General features: G+C 50.4%; 14 protein-coding genes. 2 read left to right on the forward strand and 12 right to left on the reverse strand.

From position 1 onward, the window contains the following. Positions 1-476, forward strand: a 476-nt coding sequence (locus C5O24_RS05490) for a nitrilase-related carbon-nitrogen hydrolase (protein WP_275541802.1), incomplete at its 5' end; no start/stop codon positions are given. 31 nt (positions 477-507) lie between these two features. On the opposite strand, the gene coaE is transcribed toward C5O24_RS05490, so the two are convergent. The 12 genes from coaE to menD form a co-directional block, all read right to left on the reverse strand. Then, positions 508-1,080, reverse strand: a complete 573-nt coding sequence (gene coaE / locus C5O24_RS05495) for a dephospho-CoA kinase (protein ID WP_107034719.1) — start codon at positions 1,078-1,080, stop codon at positions 508-510. Then, positions 1,077-2,054, reverse strand: coding sequence for a YbbR-like domain-containing protein (locus C5O24_RS05500; RefSeq protein WP_123549940.1), 978 nt, complete (start codon positions 2,052-2,054; stop codon positions 1,077-1,079). The genes coaE and C5O24_RS05500 overlap by 4 nt, the downstream gene beginning before the upstream one ends. Positions 2,055-2,102: 48 nt before the next feature. After that, positions 2,103-2,444: a preprotein translocase subunit YajC gene (yajC, locus tag C5O24_RS05505; protein WP_107034717.1), complete on the reverse strand. Its 342-nt coding sequence runs from the start codon at positions 2,442-2,444 to the stop codon at positions 2,103-2,105. Between the two features lie 156 nt (positions 2,445-2,600). Further along, positions 2,601-4,013 (reverse strand): transcription antitermination protein NusB, encoded by a 1,413-nt coding sequence (locus C5O24_RS05510; protein WP_161553814.1) that lies wholly within the window; start codon positions 4,011-4,013, stop codon positions 2,601-2,603. Positions 4,014-4,167: 154 nt separating this feature from the next. Next, positions 4,168-5,193 (reverse strand): thiamine-phosphate kinase, encoded by a 1,026-nt coding sequence (gene thiL / locus C5O24_RS05515; protein WP_107034715.1) that lies wholly within the window; start codon positions 5,191-5,193, stop codon positions 4,168-4,170. A 4-nt stretch (positions 5,194-5,197) separates the two neighbouring features. Beyond that, entirely contained in the window at positions 5,198-6,013 is an 816-nt protein-coding gene (locus C5O24_RS05520; protein ID WP_107034714.1) for a purine-nucleoside phosphorylase, read from the reverse strand. 58 nt (positions 6,014-6,071) lie between these two features. Next, on the reverse strand, positions 6,072-7,184 hold the full coding sequence (gene lpxK, locus C5O24_RS05525; RefSeq protein WP_161553815.1) for a tetraacyldisaccharide 4'-kinase: 1,113 nt from the start codon (positions 7,182-7,184) through the stop codon (positions 6,072-6,074). 47 nt (positions 7,185-7,231) lie between these two features. Beyond that, positions 7,232-8,998, reverse strand: a complete 1,767-nt coding sequence (gene sppA / locus C5O24_RS05530; RefSeq protein WP_107034712.1) for a signal peptide peptidase SppA — start codon at positions 8,996-8,998, stop codon at positions 7,232-7,234. Between the two features lie 87 nt (positions 8,999-9,085). Next, positions 9,086-10,054 carry an AMP-binding protein gene (locus C5O24_RS05535; RefSeq protein WP_107034711.1) on the reverse strand — a complete coding sequence of 323 codons (969 nt, stop codon included), beginning with the start codon at positions 10,052-10,054 and terminating at the stop codon, positions 9,086-9,088. A 25-nt stretch (positions 10,055-10,079) separates the two neighbouring features. Next, positions 10,080-11,195 carry an o-succinylbenzoate synthase gene (locus tag C5O24_RS05540; RefSeq protein ID WP_107034710.1) on the reverse strand — a complete coding sequence of 372 codons (1,116 nt, stop codon included), beginning with the start codon at positions 11,193-11,195 and terminating at the stop codon, positions 10,080-10,082. A 5-nt stretch (positions 11,196-11,200) separates the two neighbouring features. Continuing rightward, a complete protein-coding gene (gene menB, locus C5O24_RS05545; RefSeq protein ID WP_107034709.1) occupies positions 11,201-12,019 on the reverse strand; it encodes a 1,4-dihydroxy-2-naphthoyl-CoA synthase in 819 nt (272 codons plus the stop codon). After that, a complete protein-coding gene (menD, locus tag C5O24_RS05550) occupies positions 12,016-13,731 on the reverse strand; it encodes a 2-succinyl-5-enolpyruvyl-6-hydroxy-3-cyclohexene-1-carboxylic-acid synthase (protein ID WP_107034708.1) in 1,716 nt (571 codons plus the stop codon). The genes menB and menD overlap by 4 nt, the downstream gene beginning before the upstream one ends. Positions 13,732-14,117: 386 nt before the next feature. Between menD and C5O24_RS05555 the strand changes: the two genes are divergently transcribed. After that, the coding region (locus tag C5O24_RS05555; protein WP_240604911.1) for an ATP cone domain-containing protein at positions 14,118-14,445 on the forward strand (328 nt) is incomplete at its 3' end.

The raw sequence follows: 14,445 nt of genomic DNA on the forward strand, positions 1-14,445 counted from the left end.
GCAATACAGTGTTCTACGACAAACGCCATCTCTTCAGGATGGGGGGAGAACACAATCTGCTTAGAGCCGGCGATAGCCTGTCGCCGGTGATCAGTTACTGCGGATGGAAACTTAAGATGGCTATATGCTATGATATACGGTTCCCGGTATGGAACCGCAACGTCGCCAACGAATACGACGCTCTCATAGTCCCGGCCAACTGGGCGCATTCAAGAGTCTATGCATGGAGGCAGATGCTTATTGCCCGTGCGATCGAAAACCAGTCGTTCGTAGTCGGGTGCAACCGTGAAGGACGCGACCGGTTTGGCGACTATCCCGCCGGAGATTCCTTCGTTTTCAATCATTGGGGCGACGATATCGCCGACCGACGCGACGACGGCATTGTATATGCGACTTTCAATGGCGCGCAGCTTGATGCCGACCGCAAGCGTTTTTCGCCCTGGATGGATGCCGACAGTTTCTCGATCAAATTGTGACCGATACGATCGAAAACCCATACCGCTGAAATTATTCTCTGTCGAGTAATGCAAGTAACTGAGGTATGACTGCCGTCACACCGTCGTTGACTATTGTCTTTACATTTTGGTGCTGCCTGGCAGCTTGATATTCATCCTGGACAGCCATGCGCAAACGTGCATCATCTTCATTCATGCCTCTGTCCACCGCCCTTTGAAGTCGCAGCTGAGTTGGTGCACTGACTTCCCACACTTCATCGGTCATCAGGTCTATGCCGCTCTGATACAGAATCGCCGTTTCAATAAACGACGGCGAACCATCGCGCACGGATGCCCATTCGGCAATATCATCCTTGACGGCCTGATGTACCATACTGTTCAGGCGATGCAGAGCAGCATTGTCGTTAAACACCTTTTCTGCCAGCCGCCTGCGGTCGATATGTCCGTTTACCACTGCATCCGAACATATATCCGTTGCTATGCGTCGCTGCAGCGCCCTGTCGCAGTCCATGATCTCACGGGCATGGCTGTCGCAGTCATACACATCATACCCCATCACGGCAAGCGCACGTGACACAATGCTCTTACCGCTGCCGATTCCTCCGGATATAGCTATAAGCGTCATTGTCTTGCGTGCTTCTCGATGATATATTCAACGCTGTCAGGCTCGACTATTACATTATGATATAGTTCGGGCATCGGAGTGAGGTTGAGTTTGGCTCTTTGTCGACGGTTGTCGATCGTATGGAAATCAACATACGCACTTACCGGATAATCATCGTTATAAAAACTCATAGGTACGAGATACGACACTTCGGCTACTGACGGAAAAGTGATAAGTCCCACACCATCGGGTAATCCGGTCACATCGATCCTTACCTTCTTTTTCTTGACGATCAGAGGCTCTACCGGTACTGTCACAATCACACGGTCGGGAATTATACGCATGCCGTCCATAGGCATAACTGCCACTTCAAACCGTGATGTATCCCGAAGACCCGACCGTATCAATGGCTCGGTTATAACCTCTGTGACTGATGACGGAAGACCGTTCGGAGCGAATACCCTGACAGAATCTACATTGGCCGTAATCGGCCCGCTTAACACGTATTGTAGATCTGTATGTATGTCTGAATTGATGTCAAGTTTGACCATTACTCCCGGCACAGTCGTATAGCGGATCCTCAGCGAGTCGGGGCGCATCGACTGTATCTGCACGCCTTGTCCGAAATATTCGCGAAGACGGCTTTCGAGCTTTGGTCTTGGCAAGGCGAACACATTCTCTTCAGTCACATTGTCAAAAAACCTGATCCGCATCAAAGGCATCTTGCCCCACATGAACCGGATCAACTGATAACCCTTGCCCTGTACCGATACATTTAGGCTCGATGGCACACGCCCGAGCATGGTGATGCTGTCAGGCACATTCTCTATCTCTACCGGGACATCATAGTCGCGTTGCTGTTCCGAGTCAAGCGACAGAAAAAACCAGAAAACAAAAGCTACGCATACAAACATAAGATAAAGGAGCAGATCACGCCCTTTTGAGGAGTGAACGGCTCCTTTAGCCTTATCAATAATGCGTCGATAGTCGACCATTCTGTTATCGGTTTCCGTGAGATGTCACGGTTTCAGGATTGTGGCGGATTACTTTGACGCTTCGTCGACCTTGTTCTGGTCCTGAGAGGCATCGGCGGCCGAAGGATATACTGATCCTTTGTCGACACGGATCACAACATCCTTTGCGATCTGAAGACTTACGATATTGTCGTTGATCGAGCGGATTTTGCCGTATATGCCTCCGGCAGTCACCACGCGGTCGCCCTCGCTGATCGAATCACGGAATTTTCTGATTTCTTTCTGTTTCTTCTGCTGCGGACGTATCATGAAAAAGTAGAATATCGCAATCAGAAGAACGATCATGATGAGATTCATTGCACCGGCGCCTTGTCCGCCGTCAGCCTGAAGTGTCAGGAGATTAAAAATCATTGCTGTATGTAGTTAAGTTTGTAGAACTATGCAAATATACAAATTATTTTTTAAGTAAGCGTTCGAATCTGACAATATTCCACGGCTCTGTCATTTAAGAGGTAGTCCTATAGAGTGTTTGAACACTTACTTACGGGAATTGTTCGGCTGATTCTGTCAGTTCTTGTTCAGTCTGCCCTCTTCGCGCAGATGATTTATCACAGAGTAGAGTATGCCGTTGACAAACTGTCCGCTGCGTGAAGTGCTGTAGGAGTTGGCGATTTCGATATACTCATTCAGAGTCACAGGTATGGGTATCAGCGGATAGCTGAGCAGTTCAGCGATGGCCGTCACCATCACCACCAAATCCATAAATGCCAGTCGTTCGGGATCCCATGAGGTGGAGTTGATGAACTTTTCCACCAGCGAGCGGTATTCGTCAAAGTTGCTCACTGCGTTCATGAACAGTTCCGAACCGAAACGCGCATCCTCGTCATCCTTGTATTTTGGCAGAAGGCTGACAGGGGCTTCGGGCGATGAAGCGATCCGTTTGAGAGTCTTGAGTACGAAAGTTCCCATAATCTCAATATCATCGTTCCAATACACCGATCTTGACTCAAGCGCCTCTGCCAGATCATCCGACGGAAGGATCACATTCTTCATGATCGAGCGCCAGAACTCGCAGTCGGTCTGATAGTCGGTCGACGGAGCTTCCATGTAGTCTTGATAGATCTTAGATTCCATAATACGATCAAGAAGACGCTGTATCATGTCAAGATCATTGTCCCAGCTGAAAGGATTCGCCTTCAGATATTCGGTCATGTCATTGCACTCTGCTATCTTTGCGGGGATTGGATTCTCGATCATCCTTGTGTTGGGATTCAGATCTTCGGCCGTAGCCAGAAACTTATGGCGTGCGGCCTCGATGCGCACATCTCTGAGAGCGGTTATCTCGGCCGGAAGCAGAAGCAGAGCATGATAAAGTTCATATGCCTTGTCGAGCGAGGCGGTCAGCGAGCGCGACGCATCGCGGAGCATATAGCGGTTGTCGCTGAAACTTTCAAGAGTGGCAACAGCCATATCCACACCCTTTTCAAGACCGGATATGCTGAAATCTGGATTCCTACGGGCGCATTCTACAAATTTCTCGTTTTTCAGCACTACAGTAGGCAGCACTGCGGCCCAGAATTTCACATCGCCGGCCATCTCATGGTTTTTCGACTTAATGTAGTTCTTGTAGGCCGAGGATTCGGTCAGAGAAAAATATATCGGAGATATGGCATCCGACATTTCATCGGTCTGTTCGCTTTTTCTCACTATGATCCCTTTTATCTGGTCGTCATCGCGGAGAGCGCGCACAAGTTTGCTGGATGAAAGTGCCGGATGGATAGTGTGTCCTGCCAGAGGCGAAAGCTGGCGAAGTCCAGCGTTGTGACCCGACAGACGAAGTATCATCAGCAGTGTGTCTATATAAACCGTGTAGGCAAATCTCTTGTCCCTTGTAGCCGATTCAGGTGCCGGCTCAATCTTAAACTCGCTTTTGGTGAGCAGATAGGAATAAAGCATCTGCACCACTTTGATTCTGATCAAAACACGATTTATCATGACTGTAAATGTACTTTTTCGTTAATTCGCGCTGCAAAGTTAGAAAATAATTGCCGCCCGCACCCAATATTATAGATGAAATATCGATGTCGGACGTCAATTTTTTATCAAATTTTTTATCAACAGGCCGGACTGCTGCTTACTGGTTGAGATGATTGAAGCCTTGGGCGCGAAGGGGCATCTCTGTGCCGTCGCGGGTCACGAGCGCGCACCCCAGATTTTCAGAAGTTATATGTCCTATGACTTTGACTCCGTCGATCTTTTTGATCTGCTCGTGACAGTGGAGCGGCACCGTGAACAGTAGCTCATAGTCCTCTCCGCCGTTTAGAGCCGCTGTGACAAGATTCATGTTAAGCTCCTCAGCCATCACAGCTGTCTGATAGTCGATCGGAATACGGTCTTCATACACTCTGCATCCCGTCTTGGAGGCATGACATATATGCAGAAGCTCCGACGACAATCCGTCGCTTACATCTATCATAGATGTCGGCCTGATGCCGGCCTCGGCAAGCCGTGCTACAATATCTTTGCGGGCTTCAGGCTTCAGCTGCCGCTCTACCAGATATTCTTTCCCTTCAAAGCGCGGAACGAAATCCTTCATCCCTGCCGATGCGGTTTTTTCACGCTCCAGAAGCTGAAGTCCCATATATGCGGCTCCAAGATCGCCGGAAACGCAGATGAGATCCGTGTCGTGCGCGCCGTCGCGTCCCACAGCCTCCCCTTTGGCCACATCACCGATACAGGTGATACTTATTACCAGCCCCGAGCGTGACGACGTGGTGTCTCCTCCTACAAGATCCACTCCATATATCTCACATGCAAGCCTGATGCCTGAATATAGTTCGTCTATATGCTCTACGGTGAAGCGCTTGGAGATCCCGAGGCTGACGGTGATCTGCCTCGGAGTGCCGTTCATCGCGTATATGTCGGAGAAGTTCACTACGGCAGCCTTATAGCCGAGGTGTTTGAGAGGCACGTATGTCAGATCAAAGTGCACTCCTTCAAGCAGCATGTCCGAACTCACAAGAACATCCGTGTCAGGATATGACAGCACGGCTGCGTCATCACCCACGGATTTTACGGTCGATGGATTGCCTGCGGTCAGTCCGGATGTAACCCTGTCAATGAGTCCGAATTCGCCTATGGTTGAGATCTCTGTTTCCATCCGGTCAGCCCTCCCGCTCTATAAGTTCACGCATGATCTCCATCATATATGGCTGAGCGGCTTCAGCCGCCTTCTGCACCTCTTCATGGGTAGGGACATCCGTCACGTCTTTACCGCCGAGATCTGTTATGACCGATACGCCAAACACCTTCATGCCGGCATGATTGGCCACAATGACTTCAGGCACGGTCGACATGCCGACGGCATCTCCGCCGATTATACGGAAATACTCGTATTCGGCCGGGGTTTCGAAGGTCGGACCCTGAGTCCCGACATATACACCCTTCATCACCCGTATGCCCTTTTTTGCAGCTATCTCTTCAGCGGCAGCCACCAACCGCTTGTCGTAGGCTTCGGTCATGGCCGGGAAACGTGGGCCGAGCTCTTCATAATTCTTTCCGCGAAGAGGATTCTCCGGAAACAGATTGATATGATCTGTGATGATCATGATGTCGCCCACACGGAATTCCTTGTTCATTCCTCCGGCTGCATTGCTCACAAACAGAGTCTTGACGCCAAGCTGCTTCATGACCCTTACCGGGAATGTCACCTCCTTCATGTCATATCCCTCATAGTAGTGAAATCGACCCTGCATCGCTATCACCTGACGATTGCCGAGTCGGCCGAATATCAGATTGCCGCTATGCCCCTCCACTGTCGATACCGGAAAGTTCGGGATCTCCGTGTAAGGAATATATTTTTTCTCAGTGATATGATCCACGAGCGCTCCAAGGCCGGTGCCGAGGATTATTGCGGTTTCGGGCACATTGCCTGCTTTGCTTCTGATATAGTCTGCTGTCTGCTTGATCTTCTCTATCATATTGTTGAATTTCGGTTGATGTTTATTTAATGTTTATGCGTATGGCATTGTTCAGTCTTTACGATCTTATGCTGCCTTGGTTGCGTATGAGTTGCCTAAGTATGTTGGCAAGAGGCGGGTCGCCCGACTGTATTTGTTCTACCGCGATAGGTATGTAATAGGCAAAACCTCTGAGTTGCGGCGGGAAATATGGATTGTTGGCCAGTCTGACGGCGTCCTTTTCAGTCGTGACGACATATCGATGACGTCCCTCCATGTTATTGTATTTGCGGAGTATCGACTGCATATCGGAATTTGTGAAATTATGATGATCCTCAAAGCGCAATATCTTCACCTTTGCTTTGTAATGTGAGCGCAGATAGCGGATGAATGGACGTGGATTGGCCACTCCTGTTACAGCAAGCAGAGTGTCCTCACGTGTCAGACATCCCATATCAAGTGTCGATTCGGGAATTACGTTCTCCGGAAACAAGGCTTTGGGCAAAAGGTATTTGTAGCGGGTGAACAGTAGCTTCTGAAACGGAAACAGATTGAATGTTTCCTTGAAGATACGGAAGTCAACCGGTTTCATTTCGTCGGGACACTTGGTCATAACCACTACGTCAGCACGATCCAACGCGCGAGCCGGTTCACGCAGTCGTCCGTAAGGCAGCAGTGAGTCGTTATACACCGGTCTGCTGTGCTCTGTCAGCACTACGGATACAGTAGGTTTCACGTATCGGTGCTGAAAAGCATCGTCAAGCACTATCAGATTGAGCGTAGGATTTAGTTCAAGCATGGTTTCGATGCCCTTCACACGGCTCTCGCACACAGCCACCATCACGCCGTCATGGCTGAATTTTCGATACATCTGATATGGTTCGTCGCCTATGTCCTGGGGACGAGAATTGGCTCCTGCAAGCACAAAACCCTTGGTATTGCGCTTGTAGCCACGACTGAGTAGCCCGATCCGGTACTCCCCCTTGAGTATCTCGATTATGTGCTCGGAGTGAGGTGTCTTGCCGGCACCTCCCACCGTGAGATTACCTACGGCGATTACAGGAATGTTGAACTTGCGCTGTTTGAGAATCCCTTTGTCAAACATCATGTTGCGCACGGCCACCCCCAGCCCGTACAGGAGCGAAAGGGGGTAGAGAATCAGAAACGGTATAAGTCCTTTTCTTCTGGCCATGATCAGCAAATAGTCTTTAGGTTTTAAAGGGATGAGTGCAGGTTGCGTCAGTGGATTGTTATATATTCCATCCGGCATTGCAGAGCCGAGAGGTGGCCGCATTCGCGGGCCATACGGTAGAGAGGGGCATATTGTCCGAGTTCAGTTTCCACCACCGATGCCTTCATGTTGCTGCTCATGTTGAGCACCTCTTCCCACCATTTGAATTTCAGATCGGGATACTCCTTGATCTTGTAGTTGTCAGCAGCATCAAGTTCGGCTGCCATGTCGGCCAATGCCATGTCAAGACCGCCGAGCCTGTCCACAAGCCCTATGCGTGACGCTGTCAGACCGTCCCATACACGGCCTTCAGCAATGGCTTTTATCGAGTCGACTGATACGCCGCGTCCCTCTGCACACCGTTTTACGAATAGTTCGTAACCACGATCCACGTAGCTCTGCATTGCGTTGCGCTGGTCGGGCGTCATGGCATTCAGCAATCCGGGGAACTGCCCTCTATTAGTGGCTACTGTCGATGTGTGCACACCGATTTTGTCGTTGAGAAGCCGGTGAGCATCGGGAATCAGGCCGAAGATGCCGATCGAACCGGTGAGTGTCACAGGTTCGGCATATATTCTGTCGGCGCCGCATGATATGTAATAGCCACCGGATGCGGCCACATCGCCCATCGAAACGTAATAGGGTTTGCCTGTGAGCGACTTGAACTGTTCGAGAGCTTCCCATATCTGTTCAGAGGCGTACGCACTGCCTCCTCCTGAGTTTACACGCAATATAAGTCCGTCGATATCCGACTCTTCGGCAAGATCAAGTATCTGCGGCACGAGCCTGTCTGATGTTATGCCGTCATTGCCTGATTCAGTGATGTCTCCTACGGCATACAGCACCGCGATGGTCTTGTCGCCATGGTTCTTTTTTGACGACAATATCGTCGCATAGTCCAAGATGTCGACCATCCGGGGATCATCATCCTCTTCCAGCCTGGTGGCATCCACCAGAATCCGGTTCGTTTCATGACGGTACATCGTACGGTCTACTATATGACGTGCGGCCAGTTCGCTTGTTTCGAGAGAGAAAGTGAAGCTGTCGGCCCAACTGTTGACAGCGGCCGTATCCACACCACGTCCCTCGGCGATCTTGCCGGCGATTTCGTTCCAGATATTGCCGAGATAGGCCTGCTGCTGTCTTGTGTTGGCTTCGCTGCTCTGATTGAGCATGAACGGTTCTACAGCGCTCTTGTAGGTACCCACTTTCACCACCTGCACATCAACGCCTATCTTGTCAAGCATATCTTTGAAATACAGAGTGGTGGAGGATAGCCCATGTATGTCGGCCATGCCTATCGGGTTGATGAAGATACTGTCGGCGGCTGTGGCCACGAAATAGTCACCCTGAGAGTAGGTATCGGCGTATGCGTATATCCACTTCCCGCTTTCCTTGAACCTTACCAGTGCCTGACGCAATGCCTGGAGTTGTGCCATTCCGGCCGATATTCCTGCGCAGTCAAGGAATATGCCGTCGATGTCGTCATCTTCGGCAGCATGTTCAATCGCCGCGATCATCATATTGAGGGGATATTGTTTAGGCTTGTCACCGGTAAGCTCGTTCATGATGTTGACCGGTTGTTTGCGGTCGGTGATCTCGCCTGACAGAGTTATTCTGAGCACACTGTTGCTGTCTACTGTCACCATAGTATTGTCACTCGCCGAGGTGGCTGCCATGACCCCTATCATTATGATGCCGAGCAATCCGAACAAAAACACCGAAATCCATATTCCGGCCAATGCTCCGAGCACGCTTACGAAAAATTGCTTCATCAGATTGAATATTATTGATTGAGGATTATTATTGGTAGTATAATGAAATATCTCGCAAAAATATAAAAATACTTTTGCAAAGAAAAATTATTTTATGCGATGCCTTAATAATTTGCCTGTAGGAGTTCGCGGGAGTTCTCTCTTTACGATATATCCCTTCGGTTTATGGCGATGGTCGATGTGAAGTGAAAGCGCGCGGTCTATGGCTTCTATATCAACATCTTCGCATTCGATCACCATGACCAGCTCCTCACCCCATCGTTCCGACTTCCGTCCGGTCAGATAAAATGCGTGAGATCCTGTATATGGTGCTATTTCCCGTTCAATCTCTTCAGGAAACAGCTTGATCCCCCCGGAGATGATTACATTGTCATATCGTCCAAGCCACTGAAATGACTTGTTGTCGTGCAGTTTTACTATATCATTAGTGACAAGCCTTCCGAACGACATCGATCCGGACTCGATCACAAGACATCCGCGGTCGTCTGTATGAAAACTAAAACCGGGTAGCGCTTCAAACCGCCGGCTGTCAATCCGCCTCAGCGCTACATGGCTACAGGTTTCAGTCATCCCGTACGTGGCACGGAAATCAATGCCGGAATCAGTCATAATGCGTTCTTGCTCCGGTGTGACAGGCGCTCCGCCGACTATTACCGATCGCAATCGGCCACGGCCGTTTGCGAGCAATCCCTCTATCTGCGACGGTACGATGGCTGTCAGATCCGCCCGGTCAAGAGTCCAATGCGCCATTGGCGTGGACGAAGGCCGTTCCACCACCACGGTCGCGCCGGCTACAGCAGCCCTGACGATCATCATTTTTCCGGCTATGTAGTCTGTCGAAAGCGGACAGAACAACACAGATTCCGGCCCGATGCCGAAGTGATGGCATGTAGCGCGTGCCGACAACTCCATGTCGGCTTTCAGAAGATGTATATCTTTTGGCGTGCCTGTAGAGCCTGACGTCCTTGCCGTTATATGGTCCTTATCATTTTGCCATTCTTCGACAAATGCTGCGGCCAGCCCTTCGGGATCGATGATTCGGTAGGATCGCGTCATGGTGGTAATAAGTGACTCGCAAAAATTAGCTGCGAGTGATATTTTGAGATTTGTTCGAGTGATTTTTGCTTGAAAACGATGGCGTGTAGCGAGAGTTACTTATTATTTCCGGACGTTCAGCCTCTATGGCAGGGTTATAATACAGCATCGCCCCTCTGCGTTCTACCGGCGAACGGAAATTGTTGGTGTATAGCTGGCCGGTGCCAAGTCCGGATGGCATATCACATTTCATACTGGCTACCCATTGGGCAAGAGCGTTCAGGCCTATGTTGGACTCCAATGCCGATGTGACCCACCATCTGATGCCGACATTTTCAGCGGCTTCAATCCATTCGCTGCTGCCGGAAAATCCGCCGCACAACGCCGGTTTGAGGATTATATATGCCGGCCTGAGGTATTCGATCATCCGTCGCTTCTCATCCACGCTAAATACACCTATCAGCTCCTCGTCAAGAGCTATGTCTATAGGCGATACATTGCAGAGACTCTTCATCGCATCCCATTGCCGGGACGCTATAGGCTGCTCGATGGAGTGTATGTCGAGTGTCGCTAGCCGACGAAGTTTTTGCAGCGCTTCGTCAACATCGAATGCACCGTTGGCATCAAGCCTTATCTCAAGCTCTTCAGGAGCAAAACGGCGACGAAGCTGTTCGAGCAGATGCAGCTCTCTTTCGAAGTCACATCCGCCTATCTTCAGTTTTACGCATCTGAATCCCTCAGAGATTTTCTCCTCCGCCCGGCGGGTCATCTCTTCCACCGATCCCATCCATACCAGCCCGTTTATATGAAGTCCTGACCCGCCATCGGTCCAGTCCGACGGAAACGGCATCATCCTGCCTCCGTTACGCAGATCGGCCAAAGCGGTTTCAATCCCGAACACAATCGAAGGCCATTCCGTCAGGTCTGCAATCTTTACAGCGTTGATCCTGCTGCAGATATCCGACAATACGCTTTCATAATCCTCGCGGTCGTCAGCACTGAGTCCGCGGAACAAAGCACACTCCCCTGTCCCGACAACCGTAGGGTGCTCGTCGTCCCACACACTAACAAAGTATGTGGACTTGCTGCGCATACATTCGCGCGAGGTCACGGCTTCAAATCCGAAGTGCAGGGTATAGGGCGTGAATGAGGCTCTCAACATGGCGGTCAACCGGGGAATTTGGGGAACTTGCCAAAGTCGGGGTCACGTTTTTCAAGAAATGCGTTCTTGCCTTCCTGGGCTTCATCCATCAGATAGTAAAGAAGCGTGGCGTCTCCGGCAAACTCCATTAAACCTCTCTGACCGTCCAGTTCGGCATTGAGCGCACGCTTTATCATACGTATCGCCATCGGGCTGCGCTTCAGTATGGTTTCGCACCATTCCACAGTTTCATCCTCCAGACGGTCGAAAGGAACGACCTTGTTGACCATTCCCATTTCTTCGGCCTCCTGTGCAGTGTACTGGCGGCACAGAAACCATATTTCTCTCGCCTTTTTCTGCCCTACGCATCTTGCGAGGTACGACGATCCGAATCCGGCATCGAAACTGCCCACTTTAGGACCCGTCTGGCCAAATCGTGCGTTTTCCGATGCGATAGTGAGGTCGCACACTACCTGCAATACATTTCCACCTCCGATAGCGTAACCGTTCACCATCGCTATCACCGGCTTGGGTATGGAGCGGATGGCTTTGTGCAGGTCGAGCACGTTAAGGCGCGGCACGCCATTGGAGTCGATATATCCACCGGTGCCTTTTACATTCTGGTCGCCTCCCGAACAGAAGGCCTTGTCGCCGGCTCCGGTTAAGATCACCACTCCGATTTCCGGGCATTCACGACAGTAGGCCATGGCGTCGAGCATCTCCATGTTGGTCTGCGGACGGAAAGCATTGTACACTTTCGGCCTGTTTATGGTGATTTTTGCTATGCCGCCTAATCGTTCGAAAAGAATATCCTCGTATTGTTTGATGGTTGTCCAGTTTCTCATATGTCTGTTTGTTTATGATTTATATATTCCGATTTACGGTTGAAGTAATTCCGCAGTATGCGTGCGCTCTCTTCTGCCGGCGTATCGACAGCAAGCAGTGCGGCTCGCGGCGCCGACAGAAATTGACGGAACACGCCACGCAACGATTGTTCATCAGCGGCCTCGAAATAATCAAGACCGTAAGCTTCGGCAATCTGTCGGGCCGGAAACTGTCGGGGATGAGCAAAATACTTCTCAAGCTCGTCCAGATAACATGTCGATTCCACAAATCTGAAAATGGCGCCCCCGCCATTGCGCATCACAATGATGCGAAGCCGCGGAGCGAGCGAGGCGTATGCAAGTGCGCCGACGTCATATTGAGCCGACATGTCGCCGGTGACCAGCACTGTTATGCCCGGATATGCCATGGCAGCGCCTATTGCGGTCGAGGTGCAGCCGTCTATGCCGCTGACCCCGCGGTTGCAGTCACAGCGGTGATAGTCGCGCGTGGCAAACAACTGTGCATATCTGACCGCTGTGCCGTTTGACAGTTGTAGATTGGCATTGCGTGGAATCATCGGCATGAAAACGGAGAATGCCCGCATGTCGCTCCATGGTGCTGAACCGACGTAAGCCTGATGGGTTGCCTCGGCTTTGCGCGCAAGCAGTTCCCAGCGTCGGCTGTAATCGCAGGAGGCCTGATGAGGCTGCATAGCCGATGCCAGTTGTGGAAAGAACACTTCAGGGCGCATCTCGATGCGTAGTGAAAGATGTCGGAAACAGTCTACTGTCGTATGTGTATGGCCGACGCTCCAATGTTCGGCGTTGTCGATTGATCTTATGTAGTCCTTGATATGGCGGCTCACCAATGCCCCTCCGAGAGTGATCACGACGTCAGGCTTGAGCGTGTGTCGGTCATCATCGGTCATCTGGCTCAACGTGGTATCGATGCGGCTTATGAACGCCGGATTGTGCATATTGGCGATGGTCTCGGTCATGACCACGAAATTCGGCAACCGTGCAAGCCGTCCCAATGCCTGGTTCAGACGGCTGTCTGGCGTCATGAATCCGGCTATTATCATGACTTTCCGCGGTGATGCCAGTTGGCGGCCATATACTCGTGCGTCGCCGACTGTGAGATCCTCCCTTGGCCGTAGTGTAGCTATTTTTCTTGGCTGTGGGTGTCGGCTGTCAGATTGTCTTCCCAAAGGACAGTCAAGTCTGACATTGATATGGACAGGACCCTTTCGGCCACTTAAGGCAAGGGTCATGGCGTCGTTGATCATGCGGTTGGCATACCATTTATCGGCATCTGTGACTGATTCGTTGAGATCATAGCTTCCCTTGGTGAAGTTGGCGAATGTGCCTGGCTGGCGTATGGTCTGCGAGTCATCCTGGTCGATCCATTCATATGGGCGGTCGGCCGATATCACTATCAGTGGCAACGCCCTGTAAAAAGCCTCGGCAACGGCCGGCCCGTAATTCAGTACGGCTGTCCCCGATGTGCATATGATTGCAACCGGTGCGTCCGACACCGCCGCATATCCGAGTGCAATGAAGGCTGCGGATCGTTCGTCGGCCACAGGTATCACCTCTATGGCGTTTTCTCTCGCTGCAGCGACCAACAGCGGCGCATTTCGCGATCCGGGTGACGCTACGATTACATTGACGCCGTATTTCTTCAGCATCGATATCAACTCGCGGCATATCCATTTATCGGTGTTTTCAGCCATCTTTTTTTCGGATTTGGTTCAGCAAAATTACTAAATTTTGACGACATTCGACCTATTACTTGTCGTAGTGCTTTAGAACAAATGCTAATGATGACATTCCACACATATTTAAGGTCTGATACTACGACAAAATTTACCGTCATAGTACTGTAGGTTTTATGTGATGATGCATCTGTATGTAAACTTTTATTTAACCACCGGAGTTGAAAGTTATCCAAAACGGAAATATAAACACCTATGTTGTAGCGTTTTGAAGAATTTAACACATTCAAAAGTTATCCAAAACGAAAAAGTTGTAGAAAACTTTAGTCGAGAAAAATTGTCTGTTCTTGTAAGAATAAATACTTTTGCAACATCAAATGGAAAACTAAAAACAATCCGATAAAATGATACAGATCGTGGTAAAGCGCGACGGCCGCGTCGTGGGATATAACGAAGAAAAAATAATGGCAGCCATACGCAAGGCCATGCTTCAGACCGAAATGGGAGAGGACGAGGCTCTGATCCATAAGATTGTCGATCGTATAGGCGTGACCGGAAAAGAGCGCATGACCGTAGAGGAGATTCAGGATCGCGTGGAGATAGAACTGATGAAAAGCCCGCGCAAGGAAGTGGCCAAGCGTTATATCGCCTACCGCGATCAGCGTAGCATCGCACGCCGTGCCAAGACACGCGATATGTTCCTTGAGATCATCGAAGCCAAGAACAATGACA

This window comes from Paramuribaculum intestinale (assembly GCF_003024925.1).
GTDB lineage: Bacteria > Bacteroidota > Bacteroidia > Bacteroidales > Muribaculaceae > Paramuribaculum > Paramuribaculum intestinale.

Excerpts from the sequence above, each read along its gene's own strand:
- C5O24_RS05535 (WP_107034711.1), bottom strand. The coding sequence starts at position 10,054 with ATGACGCGATCCTACCGAATCATCGATCCCGAAGGGCTGGCCGCAGCA.
- coaE (WP_107034719.1), bottom strand. The coding sequence starts at position 1,080 with ATGACGCTTATAGCTATATCCGGAGGAATCGGCAGCGGTAAGAGCATT.
- thiL (WP_107034715.1), bottom strand. The coding sequence starts at position 5,193 with ATGGAAACAGAGATCTCAACCATAGGCGAATTCGGACTCATTGACAGG.
- C5O24_RS05520 (WP_107034714.1), bottom strand. The coding sequence starts at position 6,013 with ATGATAGAGAAGATCAAGCAGACAGCAGACTATATCAGAAGCAAAGCA.
- lpxK (WP_161553815.1), bottom strand. The coding sequence starts at position 7,184 with ATGGCCAGAAGAAAAGGACTTATACCGTTTCTGATTCTCTACCCCCTT.
- menD (WP_107034708.1), bottom strand. The coding sequence starts at position 13,731 with ATGGCTGAAAACACCGATAAATGGATATGCCGCGAGTTGATATCGATG.
- sppA (WP_107034712.1), bottom strand. The coding sequence starts at position 8,998 with ATGAAGCAATTTTTCGTAAGCGTGCTCGGAGCATTGGCCGGAATATGG.
- C5O24_RS05500 (WP_123549940.1), bottom strand. The coding sequence starts at position 2,054 with ATGGTCGACTATCGACGCATTATTGATAAGGCTAAAGGAGCCGTTCAC.
- C5O24_RS05540 (WP_107034710.1), bottom strand. The coding sequence starts at position 11,195 with ATGTTGAGAGCCTCATTCACGCCCTATACCCTGCACTTCGGATTTGAA.
- yajC (WP_107034717.1), bottom strand. The coding sequence starts at position 2,444 with ATGATTTTTAATCTCCTGACACTTCAGGCTGACGGCGGACAAGGCGCC.
- menB (WP_107034709.1), bottom strand. The coding sequence starts at position 12,019 with ATGAGAAACTGGACAACCATCAAACAATACGAGGATATTCTTTTCGAA.